This is a genomic window from Flavobacterium fluvii, from assembly GCF_900129545.1.
Taxonomy (GTDB): domain Bacteria; phylum Bacteroidota; class Bacteroidia; order Flavobacteriales; family Flavobacteriaceae; genus Flavobacterium; species Flavobacterium fluvii.
Genome location: NZ_FQWB01000001.1, coordinates 150,506 through 166,956, shown reverse-complemented (window position 1 = coordinate 166,956; position 16,451 = coordinate 150,506). Strand labels below are relative to the sequence as shown.

Sequence of the window (16,451 nt, the reverse complement as noted above, 5' to 3'; positions counted from 1 at the left end):
ACAAAAAAGGAAAGCTAAAAATTGGGATACTTGATACTTTTATCCTAAATACTTTTCTATCTTTGCGACGTCTCAAAGGGGTGCTCTAAATAACGAGCTGAGATTATACCCATGGAACCTGAACAGGTAATGCTGTTAAGGGAAATAGATTTTAAGAAGAACATATTCTTTCTGAAAATCTGAACAATCATTTTAATTTAACAACAGAATAATTCCCCCTTTTATTCGTAAAATCATTTACGGATGAACAATTTATTTTTTAAAAAGAATCCAAATGGAAGCAAGCTTCTGATTTCTGGCGTCTTTGTCCTAACTTCTTTTTTCACTTTTGCACAAGAAAAACAAAAAGACACTACCAAGGTCAACCAACTTGACGAGGTTTTGGTTTCGGCCATTCGTGTTACCACAAAAACTCCTGTGGCATTTTCCAATGTCAGCAAGGAAGAGTTGGCACAACGCAATTTAGGACAAGACATTCCAGTATTGTTGAATTATTTGCCTTCGGTAGTCACCACGACCGAGGCGGGAAATGGAGTGGGTTATACAGGAATTCGCGTTCGTGGAAGCGATGCTACCCGAGTAAACGTTACCATCAACGGTATTCCGTACAACGACTCTGAAAGTCACGGCACGTATTGGGTAAACATGCCTGATTTTGCATCTTCATTGGAAAGTGTCCAGTTGCAACGTGGTGTAGGAACTTCTACCAATGGTGCCGGTGCTTTTGGGGCCAGTTTGAATATGTTGACGGATACTTATGCCAAAAAAAGCAATGGCGAAATTTCCAGTTCTTACGGAAGTTTCAATACCAATAAAAACACGGTAAAATTCAGTACCGGTTTGATGAATGACCATTTCGAAATTGCGGGACGTTTGTCAACTTTGAAGTCGGATGGTTATGTGGATAGAGCCAGTTCCAACTTGAAATCGTATTTTCTTCAAGGAACTTATGTGGGTAAAACAACCTTGATCAAAGCCTTGGTTTTTGGAGGAAAAGAAAAAACCTATCAAGCCTGGTACGGTGTTGATGCTGCAACAATGGAAAGTGACAGGACTTTCAATTATGCAGGAATGTTTACGGACGAAGCAGGAAATACCCGTTTTTATGACAATCAAACCGATAATTACCAGCAAGACCATTATCAATTGCATTGGAATGAAAAAATTGCCGAAAATTGGAGCACGAATTTGGCGGTTCATTATACCAAAGGAAAAGGTTATTATGAAGAATACCAAGAAGATCAAGATTTTGCAGACTATGGATTGGAACCAATTGCCGATGCGCCAACGGTAAATACAACTGATTTAATTCGTCAAAAATGGTTGGACAATGATTTCTATGGAACGACATTTTCGGCCAATTACAAAAAGGAGAAACTGGACGTGATTCTTGGAGGTGGCTGGAATAAGTACGAAGGCGACCATTTTGGCAAACTAATTTGGGCAAGATTTGCTTCACAAACGGAGTCGGGAGACCATTATTACGGTGATGTTGCAACAAAAGTGGATGGAAATATTTTTGCAAAAGCCAATTATCAAATAACCGAAAAAATTGGTTTGTTTGGAGATTTACAACTTCGAAACGTGAATTACAAAGCCAATAGCGATGATACAGGTTTGGTCAACGACAGCTTCAATTTCTTCAATCCGAAGGCGGGTTTGAATTATGATATTGATGCAAAAAACAAATTGTACTTCTCGTATGCCAGGGCCAATCGTGAACCCAACAGAACCGATTATGAAAATGGAAGTCCAAGACCGGAGAAATTAAATGATTTTGAATTGGGATGGCGTTTCAAAACGGACAAAAGTCAACTAAATGTCAATGGATATTACATGCATTACAAAGACCAACTAGTTTTGACGGGAGGTATTGACGATGTGGGAAGTCCAATTCGACAAAACAGCGGAGACAGTTACCGATTGGGAATTGAAGTTGATGCAGTTTTGAAACTATCAAAAAGTTGGACTGTTGCTCCCAATTTCACGATAAGCAGCAACAAGAATGTCGATTTTATTTCTGATGTAAGTGGAACATTGACCAATTTGGGAGACACCAATATTGCTTATTCTCCTAATTTCATCGCAGGGAACATATTGACTTTTTCGCCAATACCAGCCTTTAGACTTAGTTTGTTGTCCAAGTATGTTAGCGAGCAATACATGAATAATATAGAAGATGCCGGTGGCAAGTTGAAGGATTATTTTGTCAATGATTTCAGTGCTTCATATGAAATTAAAACCAAATCCATTTTTAAATCTATTGTTGTCAATGCTTTGGTAAACAACATGTTTGACGTCGATTATGTTTCCAATGGAGCCGATTATGGTGGAGGATATGTTTATTATTACCCACAAGCAGGAGCCAACTTTTTGGTTGGATTGATGCTTAAGTTTTAGAATTTTTAGTTTTTTTTGTTATACTTTGTTGAATCCTGATGGTTATGCCGTCAGGATTTTTTTTGGTCTTAATTGTACACTCGTAAAGTTGTCCCGTTAGCCTCCACGCGATATTGCTTCAAGGGATATTGTTTGCCGGCACTTTGTCCCGAAAACAAACTGTATTCTGCATTGTCGCAAGAACACACCACGGTTGTTTTGTCAATTTTTAATGGATCGTTGGGGTCAAGTTTTTTAAAAGCCATAGTGGAACAGCTACTAAGCGCTTGATTGGGACAAGCGGCATCAAAGGCAACATAGCCGCTGCCTGTATTGAAAATGAACAACCCTCGGCCAGCGCCTTGATTGGGATAATAAACCGCATTGCTTACGTATTTAAGATCTGAATAAGCAGGCAAATTCATGTTGATGTCGATGGTAAAAGTGTAATTGGGCAAGTAAGGATTCTTGTTGTTGACTTTGTCCGTGCTGCAGCCAAAAAGTACTGGAAAAACAAGCCATAAAAAGAAATATTTTTTCATTATTCGAAATATATTAAAAGAATTGGTAAAACAAATTTAATTTATTTATATTTGGGATATATATGATTAACATAAAATTTTAAATTAAAAATTAAAAAGAATATCTTTGTGGAAAGAAATCCCGTCCTGATGGGATTTTTTCTATTTTATATAAATGATGAAATTATGAGCACAGTATCTTATTACACCGCAGAAGGATTAAAAAAATTAAGGGAAGAATTAGATTATTTGAAGAGCGTGATGCGTCCAAAAGCATCTCAAGATATAGCAGATGCAAGAGATAAAGGAGATTTGTCCGAGAATGCCGAATACGATGCCGCCAAAGAAGCACAGGGAATGTTGGAGATGAGAATTGCCAAGCTGGAAGAAGTGCATTCCAACGCCAGATTGATTGACGAAACACAATTGGACATGTCCAAAGTTCTGGTATTGTCGAACGTGAAAATCAAGAACCAAGCCAATGGAATGGAAATGAAATACACGCTTGTTGCCGAAAGTGAAGCCGATTTGAAAACAGGGAAAATATCCGTGACTTCGCCAATTGGTAGAGGTCTGTTGGGAAAATCCGTTGGAGAAGTTGCCGAAATCACGGTGCCAAACGGAGTCTTGAAATTTGAAATCCTGGAAGTTTCCAGAGATTAATATATCGCATTGCTGAAAAATCGAATATCTAATATCTGAATTCTAAAATAAAGATGTCAAGTATTTTTACCAAAATCATCAACGGAGAAATTCCTTGCTACAAAATAGCCGAGGACGAAAATTTCTTTGCTTTTTTGGATATCAATCCAAATGCAAAAGGACATACTTTATGTGTGCCGAAAAAGGAAATCGACAAATTGTTTGATCTAGAAGACGATTTGTATATTGGATTGATGCAGTTTTCCAAGAAAATTGCCGCTGCATTGGAAAAAACAATTCCTTGCGACAGAATTGGAATGACAGTCATAGGTCTTGAAGTGCCTCACGCCCACGTTCACCTGATTCCCTTGAACGAAATGGGAGAAATGACATTCAGGCACAAAGTAAGTTTGACCAAGGAAGAATTCGAAACTTTGGTCAAAAATATTCAAGCCAATTTGTAATGTTTCATAAATTGGCATAATTTTCGTTTAGAAAGGGAATGGGTAAAAATCCATTCCCTTTCAATTTTATAATTTATCCCGTAAAATGAAAAATATTTTATTCGTTTTTACTTTTTGTTTCTCCACTTTAAGTTTTGGTCAAGTGAATGCCGGCTACACTTTGGTCGATGCCAAAATGAATGTCATTCCTGCCAATGCAACAGTTTCTACGGATGCTATTGTCAATTACATCAAGGCTAATTTCAAAACGGACAACGACAAGATTCGGGCTGCTTTTTATTGGACGGCATCCAATATTAGTTATGACGTGAAGAATATGTTTAACCAAAATCCAAATGAAACTTCTCAAGAAAAAATCACGAATACTTTAAAAACAAGGAAAGGTGTTTGCATCGATTATGCCGAGGTTTTTAATGAACTTTCCAAAAAAATAGGAATAGAAAGCTATATAATTGACGGTTATACGAAGCAATACGGAAAAGTAACCACCTTGGCCCATGCTTGGACGGCTGCAAAAATTGATGGGAACTGGTTTGTTTTTGACCCAACATGGGGTGCAGGGTATGTTGACAAGGGCAAGTTTTCAAAAAAATTAAACAATTATTATTTTAAAGCCGAGCCGAGTAAAATGATAGCCTCACACATTCCGTTTGATTATTTATGGCAATTTTTGAATTATCCAATAACCAATGGCGAGTTTTATGAAGGGAAAATTCAAGTCAATAAAAACAAAAAATTCTTCGATTTTGATAAAGAAATAGCCAAACAAAATAGCATGACGGAAATCGACCAATTGTTTGCTTCTGCTGAAAGAATAGAAAAAAATGGCTTGAAAAATGCCTTGATTGTGGAGTATTATGATGTCAAAAAGAAACAATTGACTTATTTGCGACAAAATGCAAACATTGAAAAGTTGAATGCCGTCGTGGCCGAAATGAACGAGGCGGTTGTTTTGTTGAATGATTTTATTTTATACAGGAACAACAAGTTCAAACCTACTTTTTCGGATGACGAGATTAACAACATGATTCAAAAACCAAGGGAAAAACTAATCAAATGTCAAAACGAAATTTACAAAGTTGGTTCAACAGGGACCGAAAATGCTTCAAACGTGGCTTCGATAAAAAAATCGATTGAAACCAATTTGGCTATGGCCGAGGAACATGCTTCGTTTGTAAAAAGTTATTTGAGCAAGTCTAAAATCGTGAGAAAAACGATGTTTTCGAAAGTGTCTTGGTTTGGAGTACCATTAAATTAAGAATAGGAGAAATAAATTTCAATAAACCAGAAAAGGGATTTCAAGTTGTTTGAAATCCCTTTTCTGGTTTTATTTCAGAGCTGTTATTTTTTGAATAAACTAATAAGGAATAGTAAAATCCAGGCGCCAACAGCCGCAATTATAATCTGCCAAAGTAATCCACCACCACCTATGCCAAATTTACTGGCGAGCCAACCACCAAAAATACCACCTATTATCCCTACAATAATATTGCCAAACAAACCAAAGCCGCTACCTTTCCAAAGTTGCCCGCCTAACCATCCGGAAATGGCTCCAATCAAAAGAAAATAAAAAAATTCCATAGAGTTGTCATTTAAGGTTATTAGTTAAAAGTACTAAAAATAATAACGTAAAGTGCAATAGATCAATTTTTTGTAAAAATTATTTGCATCGTTGTTCCTTTTCCAATCTCTGAATTCAGCACTTTTATGGTTCCTTTGTGGTATTCTTCGACAATTCTTTTGGTTAGCGAAAGACCTAATCCCCAACCACGTTTTTTGGTGGTAAATCCAGGTTCAAACACATTTTTGAATTGGTTTTTTGGAATCCCGTTTCCGGTATCCGAAACATTTATTTTCACCAAATCACCTTCCTGGATTATCTCTAAAGCTAATTTGCCTCTTCCTTTCATGGCGTCGATGGCGTTTTTTACCAAGTTTTCTATCGTCCAACTGTGCAAAGTGGGATTCATCAAAACGATGATGGGGTCTTTTGGCGAATTAAAAGAAAATTCCACTTGTTTCGAAAATCGGGATTGTAAATAGTCGTATGACTTTTGGGTTTCTTCTATAATATCCTTGTTTTCCAACTTGGGTTCCGAGCCTATTTTGGAAAAACGCTCCGTGATGGTCTGCAGGCGGTCAATGTCTTTTTCAATTTCGGCAATCGTGGTTTCTTCCACATTATCGGCTTTCAGGATTTCGACCCAGCCAATCAAGGATGAAAGCGGCGTGCCTATTTGGTGGGCCGTTTCCTTTGCCATTCCCGCCCAAAGTTTGTTTTGGGTCGCCATTTTGGTACTTCTGTAAAAATTATAGACCAGGCCTGCAAAAAGGACGATTATCAGCAACAGGGCAATGGGGTAATACTTTAGCTTGTTCAATAAAGCCGAATCTCCATAATACAAATATTGAAATTTTCCCGGCACATATTCAATCTCGATTGGGTCATTTTCGCTTTTTAAACCAGATAAAAAGTCTTTGGCTTTTTCCTTGTTCTTGACAATTTCCTCGTCGATATTGACCGTGTTGATAATGTTGTCGTTCTCGGTTAGAATTATCGGGATTGAAGTATTGTTGCTGAAAATCAGCAGCGGAAGTTCCACGTCGGTAGTTTCTCCGGCATTGATGAGGGTTTTTTGCGCATTCGCCCAAAGATTCATTTTCAGCCGCTCTTCGTTTTTGAAAATTTGGAAAAAATTGTAGGTATTCCAAAGTATCATCGAAATAATTAAAAAAGAAGCGAAAATGATAACCCAGCGAGTCGTATTTCTACTTTTGGAAAATTGCATAAAATAGGATTTGTGGCATAAATATAACGAAATAATCTGATTCTTATTTTACACTTTTTTTAAGCTGTAAAAATTATGATTTTGGCGGAGTAAAAATGCCTTTTTCATCCAATGATTTTAAAAAATTAGACGCTGTTAATTGTTTGTCTGCTATTGAAGAAAATGATATATTTGTAAACCAAAATTTATTGAAAAGGAAGTTTTTATTCCTGATGAGCTTGCTCAATGTCAATAAAATAGAAGCCGAATAACAACAATATAAATAAATAAAATTAAGATGGAAGTTACAGGAAAAATTAAAATGATCGATCAAACCAAAGAGGTTGGATCTGCAGGTTTCAAAAAAAGAGATGTTGTTGTTACAACAGACGAACAATATCCACAACATATTTTGGTTCAGTTTGTTCAAGACAAATGTGATTTGTTGAATAATTACCAAGTGGGAGAAGCCGTGAAAATTGACATCAACTTGAGAGGTCGCGAATGGACCAATCCACAGGGAGAAACCGTTTATTTCAATACCATCCAAGGTTGGAGAATTGGAAAAGCACAAGCTGAATCTGCACCAGCACAAGCGCCACCAATGCCTGCAGCGGCTGCATTTCCACCAGCGACAAGCCTAAACGAAGAAGAACCGGACGACTTACCGTTCTAAAAAATAGTTTTTAAAAAAAGCCTTGAAATTTTCAAGGCTTTTTTTTGGACTTGCGTGAAATTAATTCAGTTGAACAATGGCTCCCATCCCAATTTGACTTCCAATTTGTGGATAAACAAAAGCTGTTGTTTTTTTCTTTTTTCCAAAAGTCACCGACTTGAACGGATTCCAATACGAAACTATCAATCCCGATGCCAATCCAATTCCTGCGCCGGCAAGAACATCGGAAGTGTAGTGTTTGTTGTTGGCAATTCGGAGAACTCCCGTTGCCGTTGCAAACAAAAATCCGCTGCTGGCATACCATAAATTCGAATCTTTGTATTCGTAATACAACAAAGAAGCATTTGTAAAAGCTATCGCTGTATGTCCCGAAGGAAAACTTAAATTATCCGATTGATCCGGTCTTTCTTTTTTAATAGTGTATTTTAATGTCGTGAATACCGCAGCGTCTATGGCATTGGCAACAATGATGTTTATTGTTTGTTGTTTGAAATTGTTTTTCGGTTTAAATCCCAATGATTTTCCTAAATAGATTTGCGCAACGGGAACAAATGGAAGGAAATTATCGGCAGAGGTATGAAAATCTTCTCCAAAAAAGTTGTTGGCGTTCGATTGTAAATCCTTGTTAAGAGCCGTGTTTATGAGCAATGCTCCCGAGGTTATCAGGGCAACTGGGGCAATAAATTGTTTGCACGAGATTTTCTCCTGATTTTTTATCGCAGCAATCGTGTCTTTAGATTGGGCATTTCCCAAGAAAACCAATAAGGATAAGAGGAACGTGACAAGTTTGGTTTTCATTCTATTTATAAAAATTTTAGGATTGAATTTTAAAATGTAAATTAGCGTTGCCAAATTTATACTTTTGTCCCTTTAGTATGCATGTTTTATCCAAAGAATTATTTTTTCCTCCTGTTTCAAATGCCAATTTAGATGGAATTCTTGCCATTGGAGGCGATTTGTCTACGGAACGATTGCTGTTGGCTTACAAAAGCGGCATTTTCCCTTGGTTTGAAGATGATGAGCCTATTATTTGGTGGTCGCCCAATTCTAGAATGGTGTTGTTTTTGGATGAATTGGTGGTTTCAAAAAGTATGCGAAACATCTTGAATCGAAATATTTTCAGGGTTACTTTCAACCAGAATTTCAGGGATGTTATTTCGAATTGTCAGCAAGTAAAACGCGATGGACAAAACGGAACCTGGATTACCAACGACATGATTGAAGCCTATTGTAAATTAAATGAATTGGGAATTGCAAAATCGGTTGAGGTTTGGCAAAACGATGAATTGGTTGGCGGTTTATATGGTGTTGATTTGGGTCACATTTTCTGCGGAGAAAGTATGTTTTCCAAGGTTTCGAATGCTTCCAAAGTGGCTTTTATAACTTTGGTCAACCAATTGAAAAAAGGGAATTACAAAATTTTGGATTGTCAGGTTTATAACGAACATCTCGAAAGTTTGGGCTGTCGCGAAATTGACAGAACTGATTTTATTGAAATTTTAAAAAGTGAATAATCATGAATTACGTTGTAAAGGAATTATACATTTATCCCATCAAAAGTCTTGCTGGAATTACTGTTCAAAGTGCCAAAGCCGAAGAAATGGGTTTTGAAAAAGATCGAAGATGGATGCTGATAGATGAGGAAAATCAATTTATAACCCAAAGAGAATATCCTAAATTGAGCCAGTTTTATCCAAATATTAAAGGAAACAAAATTGAAATTTCGCATTATGATTCAACCCACGAATTTTTAATTGAAGAAAGCCTGAATGAACCTGTTTTTTCAAAAGTTTGGGATGATGAAAGCATGGTCGTTGAAGTGAATAAAGCAACTTCAAAATGGTTCAGCGAAGCACTTGGTTTTAGTTGTAAATTAGTAAAAATCCTTAACAAAGGCGACAGAAAACACAATAGTTCTCGATTAAATCAAACCCTGAATGTCAGTTTAGCTGATGGTTATCCTTATTTGTTAATCGGGTCCAAAAGTTTGGAATTTTTAAACGAAAAATTAAAAGAAAAGGTAACGATCCAAAGATTCAGACCCAATATTGTTATTAGTAGTCAGCTTCCCCACGAAGAAGACTTTTTTGATGCTTTCCAAATTGGAACTGTAAAATTTCAAAATGTCAAACCCAGTGGCAGGTGCGTGATGGTCAACAACAATCCGAAGACAGGTATTGTGTTCAAAGAACCGCTAAAAACATTGAGCACTTATCGGACATCAAACAACAATGTTTTTTTTGGGACAAACATCTTTTCTCTGAATGAAGGAACAATTGCTGTTGGAGATGATTTGACTTTTAAAATTTAAGTTTATTGAAACTCCAATTCAAGGTGTTGAAAAGTACCAATTCGTTTTCCAATATTGGTAAATCCATTATCAATTTCAAAGTTTCGTGTCCCATCATCGTGCCAATAATTCCCGGAAGTGTGCCCATAACGCCGTTTAAATTGCAATTAGGAACATCTTCAGAATTGGGTGGTTCAGGAAATAAATCCCGGAGGTTTTTACTTCCATTATGATTGAAAACGGCCAGTTGTCCTTCATGTTTAAGGATACTGCCGTAAACCAATGATTTACCTAAAGCCACGCAAGTGTCATTCACTAAATAACGGGTGGCGAAATTATCGCATCCATCCACAACGACATCAAAATCTTGGATGATTTCAACAGCGTTTTCAATAGTTAGTTTTTCTTCAAAAGCGCTAACGGTAATCAAAGGATTCAGGTTTTTCAACACTGATTTTGCCGTTGCGGCTTTGGCTTGACCCACTTGATTTTCGGTATATAAAATCTGGCGGTGCAAGTTGTGAATTTCGATTTTGTCAAAATCTATAATCCCTATAGTTCCAACTCCTGCCGTAGCGATGTATTGCAAAATAGGACAGCCCAAACCGCCCGCGCCAATGACTAAAACCTTCGCTTTTTTGAGTTTTTCCTGCCCCGAATCACCTATTTCGGGTAACATCATTTGGCGGTTGTATCGTAAAAATTCTTGTATTACACTCATTATTCTAAAATCAAAAACGTTAATCTATTGTTGCGTAACTTCTATCCCAGTCTTTCCAAACCGGTTCATATCCTTTGTTGGAAATGAGTGCTGCAATTTCCGAAGCGGAACGTTCATCGCTGATTTCAAATTGTTCCAAGGACTGTGGATCCACTACATAACCACCCGGATTGGTTTTGGAACCAGCGCTCATACTCGTAATTCCCAACGGAATGATGTTATCACGGAATTTTTCATTTTCACGGGTTGAGAGCGAAATTTCCAAATCCTCATTCCACAAACGATACGCACAAATGAGTTGAGCCAAGTCTTTATCGTCCATAATAAAGTTGGGTTTAATAACTCCTTCGGCAGGACGCAATCTAGGGAAAGAAACAGTGTATTTGGTTTGCCAATAGGTTTTTTGCAGATAATCCAAATGTAAAGCATTGAAAAAACTATCCGTTCGCCAATCTTCCAATCCCAATAAAACGCCCAAACCTATTTTATGAATTCCTGCAGTTCCCACCCGATCCGGAGTTTCCAACCGAAAGGCGAAATTGGATTTTTTGCCTTTGGTATGGTATTGTTTGTACACATCCCGATGGTAAGTTTCCTGATAGACTAAAACCGAATAGACTCCGGCAGTGTGCAATTGCTCGTATTCTTCAGTTGACAAAGGTTGCACTTCCACAGAAATCGTCGAAAAATCATTTTTTATTTGAGCCACTGACTTTAAAAAATAATTAATGTTTACGGTATAATTGGCTTCGCCGGTCACTAATAAAACGTGGTCGAATCCTGCTTTTTTCAAGGCTTCGACTTCCAATGTGATTTCGCTTTCAGTAAGTGTTTTTCGCTTGATTTTGTTGTCTAAACTGAAACCGCAATAAGTACAAATGTTTTGGCATTCGTTGCTCAAATACAAAGGCGCATACATTTGGATGGTTTTGCCAAACCTTTTTTTGGTTAACTCGTGGCTTAATTGAGCCATTTGTTCCAAATAAGGTTGGGCGGCCGGCGAAATCAAAGCCAGAAAATCATCCAGATTGCGTTTGTTTTTACCTAACGCATTTTCGACTTCCTGTGCGGAAGTTTGGTAAATCTTGGTTTGAATTGTATCCCAGTCGTATTGTTCAAAAACCGATTTGAATGTGTTCATTTTTTTATTTTTTTGCCACAAAGACGCAAAGTCACAAAGTTTTTTTATTGTAAAAAGGTATTGAAATTTGTGAACTTTGTGCTTTTCTTCGTGTCTTTGTGGTTAAACTATTCATATAAAAAAGCCGTCAAAGGACTTGAAGCTATTGCTCGATTTACCTTTTGAGCCAATTGTGCTTCATAGGCTTTTCGTCCTGCAATTACGGCTTCTTTGAAAGCTTCTGCCATTAGTTTTGGATTTCCTGCAACAGCAATAGCCGTGTTTACCAAAACGGCATCAGCACCCAATTCCATTGCTTTTACAGCATCCGATGGTGCGCCAATTCCTGCGTCAATGATTACGGGAACTTTACTTTGTTCGATGATGATTTCCAAGAAATCGATGGTTTTTAATCCTTTGTTGCTTCCAATTGGCGAACCCAAAGGCATTACTGCCGATGTTCCGGCATCTTCCAGACGTTTGCACAAAACCGGGTCAGCGTGAATGTAAGGCAAAACGATAAATCCTAACTTGGCCAGTTCTTCCGTGGCTTTCAAGGTTTCAATGGGGTCAGGTAAAAGGTATCTTGGATCGGGATGAATTTCCAATTTCAGCCAATTGGTTTCCAAAGCTTCCCTTGCCAATTGTGCGGCAAAAACGGCTTCTTTCGCATTTCGTGCCCCAGAAGTATTGGGTAATAAATTAATTCGTGGATGTTTGAGATGTGCTAAAATGGCATCGGTTTCGGTTTCCAAATCGACACGTTTTAGCGCTACCGTAACCAATTCGCTTCCTGATGCCAAGATGGCTTCTTCCATTTGCTGATTGGAACCGAATTTTCCAGTTCCCAAAAACAAGCGGGATTCGAATGTTTTGTTTCCTATTTTAAATGGTGACATAGAGTTTTTCGTTAAGTTCAGTAATGAGTTTGTTTTTTTGGTCACTTTTGGTAATGATTCCAGAAACAGCGATGCCGTGAATTCCGGTTGCCATTAAATCATCTACATTTTCTAGTGTAATGCCGCCAATAGCATAAATGGGTATTTCAACTTGTTGATCGTTCAGTTTGGTTATTATGGATTGGTATCCCTCAAGTCCCAGTATTGGGCTTAAATTATTTTTGGTTTTGGTGTGTTGAAAAGGCCCTAAACCAATATAATCACAACCATTATTTACTTGACGGATTATGTCTTCAAACGTATTTGCGGTTGCTCCAATGATTTTGGTTTTACCCAAAATAGTTCTTGCATCTGCAACGCCCATATCCGAAAGTCCAAGATGAACTCCGTCAGCAGCAAATTGTTTGGCTAAATCTACATCGTCGTTGATGATGAAATTGGCTAGGTATTCTTCACATAAAAATTTTACGGCTTCCGCCAAAGCAAATGTTTTTTTTGGTTTTTGGTATTTGAATCGCATTTGTATCCAATCGCAGCCGTTGTCCAAGGCTTGATGAATGTTGTACAATTGCTCTTCGACACTTTCTCCTTGGGAGATATATTGCAGTTTGTTATACATAATGATATCCTAATTTAGTGGGGTTAGATTGTAGGTAGGTTTCTATATATTTTTTGGCATTTACGCAAGCTGTTTTCAGGTCTTGTTTCAAAGCTAAATTGGCCGTAATGGCTGACGACAGTACGCAACCAGAGCCGTGTTTGCCGAAAATTTCGATGTTGGCACTTGGAGCAAGGCTGGTATATTCGTTTTCCAGATATAAGTAATCAAAACCAATTTCGTCTGGATTATGACCACCTTTTAGTAAAACGGGACAATATTTCGAAAGTAATATTGCCGTTGTTTCTGCATTAATCCCTTTCGAGGATAATTGTAAAATCTCATTGTAATTGGGCGTAATCAAATCAACTTTTTTAAGTATTTCAATTAAAGCAGTTTCGTTTTCGACGTTTAAGAAATCAAATTCGGTTGTGGATTTTAAAACCGTATCCCAAACAATTTTTGTTTTTGGTGAAAGCTTTTTTATTTTAAAAACTATCTCTTTTAAATAATCTAAAGAGGGAACAATACCTATTTTTACAGCTTTGATTTTGTAGTTGTCGAATAGTTTTTCCAATGATTTCAAAACAAAAGCCAGGTCGATCCATTGCATTTCAAAAAACTCGTTTTCCGTCTGAATGGTATTGCCGGTATTAATAGCAAAACCATACACCCGATGTTGTTCGAATGTTTTTACATCTGCCAAAACTCCAGCACCCGCCGAAGGGTCGAAGCCTGCTATACTTAATACAAATGGAAGTTTTTTTGACATAGTTTAAAATTTTCTATTGGATTGTTGCTGTTCCAAATGCTGCCCAAAAGTGCCACGTTGTCGAAACCAGCATCAATTGTTTTGCTGATGTTTACTGACGAAATCCCTCCCAATGCTACCAATTGAGTCGAGAAATTTGTTCTGCTTTTGATGGCCTCAAATAAATCCGTATCAGATTGGTAATCCATTTTTGAAATACTTGGAAAAACAGGACTCAAAAAACCATATTCAAAAAAGAGCCTCAAGTCATTAAAAGCTTCAATGTCATGTGTTGAAGTTGATAAACGAACTCCTTGTTCATTATATAAATACAGCGTTTCTGGACAAATTTCTTTTCGGATATTTTCACTTAAATGAAGCCGATTAATTCCAAATGCTGGTGCCAATTGATGATGAGTGTGCAAAACCAATTGTTGCCTGAATTCTAATTTTATTTCCAACAAGAAAGCTTTCATTTCGGCTGCAGAAAACTCAGGTTTTCGAATATGAAGCAACTCCAATCCATTCTCAAAAAGAGAATGAACGGTGCTGATTTCATTGGCTATCGGAATTGGATTTGTGATTACTATCATAATGAGAAGTATTAAGTTTTGAGTATTAAGTATTAAGATTTTAGTCTTGATACTTAATACTTTAATCTTAATTCTAAATATAGATTTCTTTTCCTTGCTCGATAAACTCTTCTGATTTTGCTGCCATTCCTTTTTCTGCTTCGGCGACATCTCGAATCTCCTGCGAAATTTTCATGGAACAGAATTTTGGACCACACATAGAGCAGAAATGGGCCACTTTTGCACCATCTGCAGGCAAGGTTTCGTCGTGGAATTCACGGGCTGTGTCCGGATCTAATGACAAGTTGAATTGGTCTTCCCAACGGAATTCGAAACGGGCTTTGCTTAAGGCATTGTCACGGTACTGTGAACCCGGATGACCTTTGGCCAAATCGGCAGCGTGTGCTGCAATTTTGTAAGTGATAACACCGTCTTTTACGTCTTTTTTGTTGGGTAAACCCAAGTGTTCTTTTGGTGTAACATAACACAGCATTGCGCATCCGTACCAACCAATCATGGCGGCTCCAATGGCAGAAGTGATGTGGTCGTAACCCGGTGCAATATCAGTAGTTAATGGTCCTAAAGTATAAAACGGAGCTTCATCACAATGTTCCAATTGTTTGTCCATGTTTTCTTTAATCATATGCATTGGTACGTGACCCGGGCCTTCAATGAATACCTGAACATCGTGTTTCCAAGCTATTTTCGTTAGTTCGCCCAGAGTTTCCAATTCGGCAAATTGTGCAGCGTCATTGGCATCGGCAATGGAGCCCGGACGTAATCCGTCGCCTAATGAAAAGGCAACGTCGTATTGTTTCATGATTTCGCAAATCTCTTCGAAATGGGTGTAAAGAAAGTTTTCTTTGTGGTGAAACAAACACCATTTTGCCATAATCGAACCGCCACGGGAAACAATTCCGGTAACACGATTGGCAGTTAAATGAATGTAACGCAACAAAACTCCAGCGTGAATAGTGAAATAAGAAACTCCTTGTTCCGCTTGCTCGATTAAGGTGTCGCGGAATACTTCCCAAGTTAGGTCTTCTGCAATTCCGTTTACTTTTTCCAAAGCCTGATAAATGGGCACGGTTCCAATGGGCACAGGAGAATTTCGGATAATCCATTCCCTGGTTTCATGAATGTTTTTTCCTGTTGACAAATCCATAATCGTGTCAGCTCCCCAACGACAAGCCCAAACCGCTTTTTCTACTTCTTCCTCAATACTTGAAGTCACGGCACTGTTTCCAATATTGGCATTGATTTTTACCAGGAAATTACGTCCCACAATCATCGGTTCGCTTTCCGGATGGTTGATGTTGTTAGGGATAATGGCACGGCCTCTGGCTACTTCGCTACGAACAAATTCTGGTGTTATTTTAGATTTTGGTGTGTTGGCTCCAAAGCTATGACCAGTGTGCTGGCATTGCATTGCTTCGGATTGTGCGTTCATCTGTTCTATGCGTTGGTTTTCACGAATGGCAATGTATTCCATTTCGGGAGTGATGATGCCTTGTTTGGCGTAGTATAATTGGGAAACGTTCGCTCCTTTTTTGGCACGCATTGGTTTGTGCAAATATTCGAAACGCAAGTCGTTTAGTTTTTCGTCATTCAAACGGGATTTTCCGTATTCAGAGGAAATTTCGGTTAGTTCTTCCACGTCATTACGGTCGAGAATCCATTGTTCGCGAATGCGGGGCAATCCTTTGCGGATATCAATTTCGATGTTTGGATCCGTGAATGGACCTGAAGTATCGTAAACGGTAACTGGCGGATTTTTTTCGATTCTGCCATTCGACATTTTTGTATCTGCGAGTGAAATTTCACGCATAGCTACTTTTATTGGATGGATTTCACCGTCGATATAGACTTTTTTGGAATTAGGAAACGGGGTTCTTGAGATTTTTTCTTCGTTGTTCATTGGTTTGTGATTAGATTGGACACGGATTATGCGGATTCGCTAAAGCGAAGACACGGATTAATACGGATTTTATATTTTTGAGTTGGAATTATATCCAGTTTCTGAAACTGAAAACTGCGACTGAATACTAAA

18 protein-coding genes are annotated in these 16,451 nt (G+C 37.9%); 7 read left to right on the top strand and 11 right to left on the bottom strand.

Going from position 1 to position 16,451, the window contains the following annotated elements; all coding sequences use genetic code 11:
• Positions 1–243: 243 nt before the first annotated feature.
• On the top strand, positions 244–2,400 hold the full coding sequence (locus tag BUC16_RS00755; protein ID WP_073367197.1) for a TonB-dependent receptor: 2,157 nt from the start codon (positions 244–246) through the stop codon (positions 2,398–2,400).
• 68 nt (positions 2,401–2,468) lie between these two features.
• Here the strand turns inward: BUC16_RS00755 and BUC16_RS00750 are convergent, their stop codons facing one another.
• Entirely contained in the window at positions 2,469–2,921 is a 453-nt protein-coding gene (locus BUC16_RS00750; RefSeq protein WP_073367195.1) for a Rieske (2Fe-2S) protein, read from the bottom strand.
• 165 nt (positions 2,922–3,086) lie between these two features.
• Here BUC16_RS00750 and greA point away from each other — a divergent pair, with 165 nt between their 5' ends.
• The 3 genes from greA (at position 3,087) to BUC16_RS00735 (ending at position 5,264) form a co-directional block, all read left to right on the top strand.
• Positions 3,087–3,563, top strand: a complete 477-nt coding sequence (greA, locus tag BUC16_RS00745) for a transcription elongation factor GreA (RefSeq protein WP_073368607.1) — start codon at positions 3,087–3,089, stop codon at positions 3,561–3,563.
• 53 nt (positions 3,564–3,616) lie between these two features.
• Positions 3,617–4,006, top strand: coding sequence for an HIT family protein (locus BUC16_RS00740; RefSeq protein ID WP_073367194.1), 390 nt, complete (start codon positions 3,617–3,619; stop codon positions 4,004–4,006).
• 85 nt (positions 4,007–4,091) lie between these two features.
• On the top strand, positions 4,092–5,264 hold the full coding sequence (locus BUC16_RS00735; RefSeq protein ID WP_073367192.1) for a transglutaminase domain-containing protein: 1,173 nt from the start codon (positions 4,092–4,094) through the stop codon (positions 5,262–5,264).
• A gap of 83 nt (positions 5,265–5,347) precedes the next feature.
• On the opposite strand, the gene BUC16_RS00730 is transcribed toward BUC16_RS00735, so the two are convergent.
• Together BUC16_RS00730 and BUC16_RS00725 are read right to left on the bottom strand one after the other, a co-directional pair.
• Complete coding sequence (locus BUC16_RS00730; protein WP_073367191.1) at positions 5,348–5,587, bottom strand: GlsB/YeaQ/YmgE family stress response membrane protein; 240 nt, start codon at positions 5,585–5,587, stop codon at positions 5,348–5,350.
• A 62-nt stretch (positions 5,588–5,649) separates the two neighbouring features.
• The gene (locus tag BUC16_RS00725; protein ID WP_073367189.1) at positions 5,650–6,795 is read right to left on the bottom strand and encodes a sensor histidine kinase; all 1,146 of its coding nucleotides are present in this window, start codon (positions 6,793–6,795) and stop codon (positions 5,650–5,652) included.
• A 277-nt stretch (positions 6,796–7,072) separates the two neighbouring features.
• Between BUC16_RS00725 and BUC16_RS00720 the strand changes: the two genes are divergently transcribed.
• Complete coding sequence (locus tag BUC16_RS00720; RefSeq protein ID WP_073367187.1) at positions 7,073–7,450, top strand: DUF3127 domain-containing protein; 378 nt, start codon at positions 7,073–7,075, stop codon at positions 7,448–7,450.
• Positions 7,451–7,510: 60 nt separating this feature from the next.
• Here the strand turns inward: BUC16_RS00720 and BUC16_RS00715 are convergent, their stop codons facing one another.
• Positions 7,511–8,248 (bottom strand): phosphatase PAP2 family protein, encoded by a 738-nt coding sequence (locus BUC16_RS00715; RefSeq protein WP_073367186.1) that lies wholly within the window; start codon positions 8,246–8,248, stop codon positions 7,511–7,513.
• A gap of 77 nt (positions 8,249–8,325) precedes the next feature.
• On the opposite strand from BUC16_RS00715, the gene aat reads away from it, so the two are divergent.
• Positions 8,326–8,964 carry a leucyl/phenylalanyl-tRNA--protein transferase gene (gene aat / locus BUC16_RS00710; RefSeq protein ID WP_073367184.1) on the top strand — a complete coding sequence of 213 codons (639 nt, stop codon included), beginning with the start codon at positions 8,326–8,328 and terminating at the stop codon, positions 8,962–8,964.
• 2 nt (positions 8,965–8,966) lie between these two features.
• The gene (locus BUC16_RS00705) at positions 8,967–9,761 is read left to right on the top strand and encodes an MOSC domain-containing protein (protein WP_073367183.1); all 795 of its coding nucleotides are present in this window, start codon (positions 8,967–8,969) and stop codon (positions 9,759–9,761) included.
• Here BUC16_RS00705 and BUC16_RS00700 read toward each other — a convergent pair.
• The 7 genes from BUC16_RS00700 to thiC form a co-directional block, all read right to left on the bottom strand.
• Positions 9,751–10,461 carry a HesA/MoeB/ThiF family protein gene (locus BUC16_RS00700; protein ID WP_073367181.1) on the bottom strand — a complete coding sequence of 237 codons (711 nt, stop codon included), beginning with the start codon at positions 10,459–10,461 and terminating at the stop codon, positions 9,751–9,753. The two genes, BUC16_RS00705 and BUC16_RS00700, sit on opposite strands and share 11 nt — an antisense overlap.
• A gap of 19 nt (positions 10,462–10,480) precedes the next feature.
• Entirely contained in the window at positions 10,481–11,602 is a 1,122-nt protein-coding gene (gene thiH / locus BUC16_RS00695) for a 2-iminoacetate synthase ThiH (RefSeq protein ID WP_073368605.1), read from the bottom strand.
• A gap of 107 nt (positions 11,603–11,709) precedes the next feature.
• On the bottom strand, positions 11,710–12,480 hold the full coding sequence (locus BUC16_RS00690; RefSeq protein WP_073367180.1) for a thiazole synthase: 771 nt from the start codon (positions 12,478–12,480) through the stop codon (positions 11,710–11,712).
• Entirely contained in the window at positions 12,467–13,099 is a 633-nt protein-coding gene (locus BUC16_RS00685) for a thiamine phosphate synthase (RefSeq protein ID WP_073367178.1), read from the bottom strand. The genes BUC16_RS00690 and BUC16_RS00685 overlap by 14 nt, the downstream gene beginning before the upstream one ends.
• Complete coding sequence (locus BUC16_RS00680; RefSeq protein ID WP_073367177.1) at positions 13,092–13,850, bottom strand: hydroxymethylpyrimidine/phosphomethylpyrimidine kinase; 759 nt, start codon at positions 13,848–13,850, stop codon at positions 13,092–13,094. Before BUC16_RS00680 ends, BUC16_RS00685 begins: the two co-directional genes overlap by 8 nt.
• Complete coding sequence (locus BUC16_RS00675; protein ID WP_073367175.1) at positions 13,823–14,422, bottom strand: thiamine phosphate synthase; 600 nt, start codon at positions 14,420–14,422, stop codon at positions 13,823–13,825. The genes BUC16_RS00680 and BUC16_RS00675 overlap by 28 nt, the downstream gene beginning before the upstream one ends.
• A gap of 73 nt (positions 14,423–14,495) precedes the next feature.
• Positions 14,496–16,319 carry a phosphomethylpyrimidine synthase ThiC gene (gene thiC / locus BUC16_RS00670; RefSeq protein ID WP_073367174.1) on the bottom strand — a complete coding sequence of 608 codons (1,824 nt, stop codon included), beginning with the start codon at positions 16,317–16,319 and terminating at the stop codon, positions 14,496–14,498.
• Between the last annotated feature and the right edge of the window lie 132 nt (positions 16,320–16,451).

Bases quoted from the DNA above. Each gene is read 5' to 3' on its own strand.
- BUC16_RS00750 (WP_073367195.1), bottom strand. From the start codon at position 2,921: ATGAAAAAATATTTCTTTTTATGGCTTGTTTTTCCAGTACTTTTTGGC.
- BUC16_RS00700 (WP_073367181.1), bottom strand. From the start codon at position 10,461: ATGAGTGTAATACAAGAATTTTTACGATACAACCGCCAAATGATGTTA.
- BUC16_RS00720 (WP_073367187.1), top strand. From the start codon at position 7,073: ATGGAAGTTACAGGAAAAATTAAAATGATCGATCAAACCAAAGAGGTT.
- BUC16_RS00725 (WP_073367189.1), bottom strand. From the start codon at position 6,795: ATGCAATTTTCCAAAAGTAGAAATACGACTCGCTGGGTTATCATTTTC.
- BUC16_RS00755 (WP_073367197.1), top strand. From the start codon at position 244: ATGAACAATTTATTTTTTAAAAAGAATCCAAATGGAAGCAAGCTTCTG.
- BUC16_RS00680 (WP_073367177.1), bottom strand. From the start codon at position 13,850: ATGTCAAAAAAACTTCCATTTGTATTAAGTATAGCAGGCTTCGACCCT.
- BUC16_RS00685 (WP_073367178.1), bottom strand. From the start codon at position 13,099: ATGTATAACAAACTGCAATATATCTCCCAAGGAGAAAGTGTCGAAGAG.
- thiC (WP_073367174.1), bottom strand. From the start codon at position 16,319: ATGAACAACGAAGAAAAAATCTCAAGAACCCCGTTTCCTAATTCCAAA.
- BUC16_RS00675 (WP_073367175.1), bottom strand. From the start codon at position 14,422: ATGATAGTAATCACAAATCCAATTCCGATAGCCAATGAAATCAGCACC.
- BUC16_RS00690 (WP_073367180.1), bottom strand. From the start codon at position 12,480: ATGTCACCATTTAAAATAGGAAACAAAACATTCGAATCCCGCTTGTTT.
- BUC16_RS00740 (WP_073367194.1), top strand. From the start codon at position 3,617: ATGTCAAGTATTTTTACCAAAATCATCAACGGAGAAATTCCTTGCTAC.
- greA (WP_073368607.1), top strand. From the start codon at position 3,087: ATGAGCACAGTATCTTATTACACCGCAGAAGGATTAAAAAAATTAAGG.
- BUC16_RS00715 (WP_073367186.1), bottom strand. From the start codon at position 8,248: ATGAAAACCAAACTTGTCACGTTCCTCTTATCCTTATTGGTTTTCTTG.
- BUC16_RS00705 (WP_073367183.1), top strand. From the start codon at position 8,967: ATGAATTACGTTGTAAAGGAATTATACATTTATCCCATCAAAAGTCTT.
- BUC16_RS00735 (WP_073367192.1), top strand. From the start codon at position 4,092: ATGAAAAATATTTTATTCGTTTTTACTTTTTGTTTCTCCACTTTAAGT.
- BUC16_RS00730 (WP_073367191.1), bottom strand. From the start codon at position 5,587: ATGGAATTTTTTTATTTTCTTTTGATTGGAGCCATTTCCGGATGGTTA.
- thiH (WP_073368605.1), bottom strand. From the start codon at position 11,602: ATGAACACATTCAAATCGGTTTTTGAACAATACGACTGGGATACAATT.
- aat (WP_073367184.1), top strand. From the start codon at position 8,326: ATGCATGTTTTATCCAAAGAATTATTTTTTCCTCCTGTTTCAAATGCC.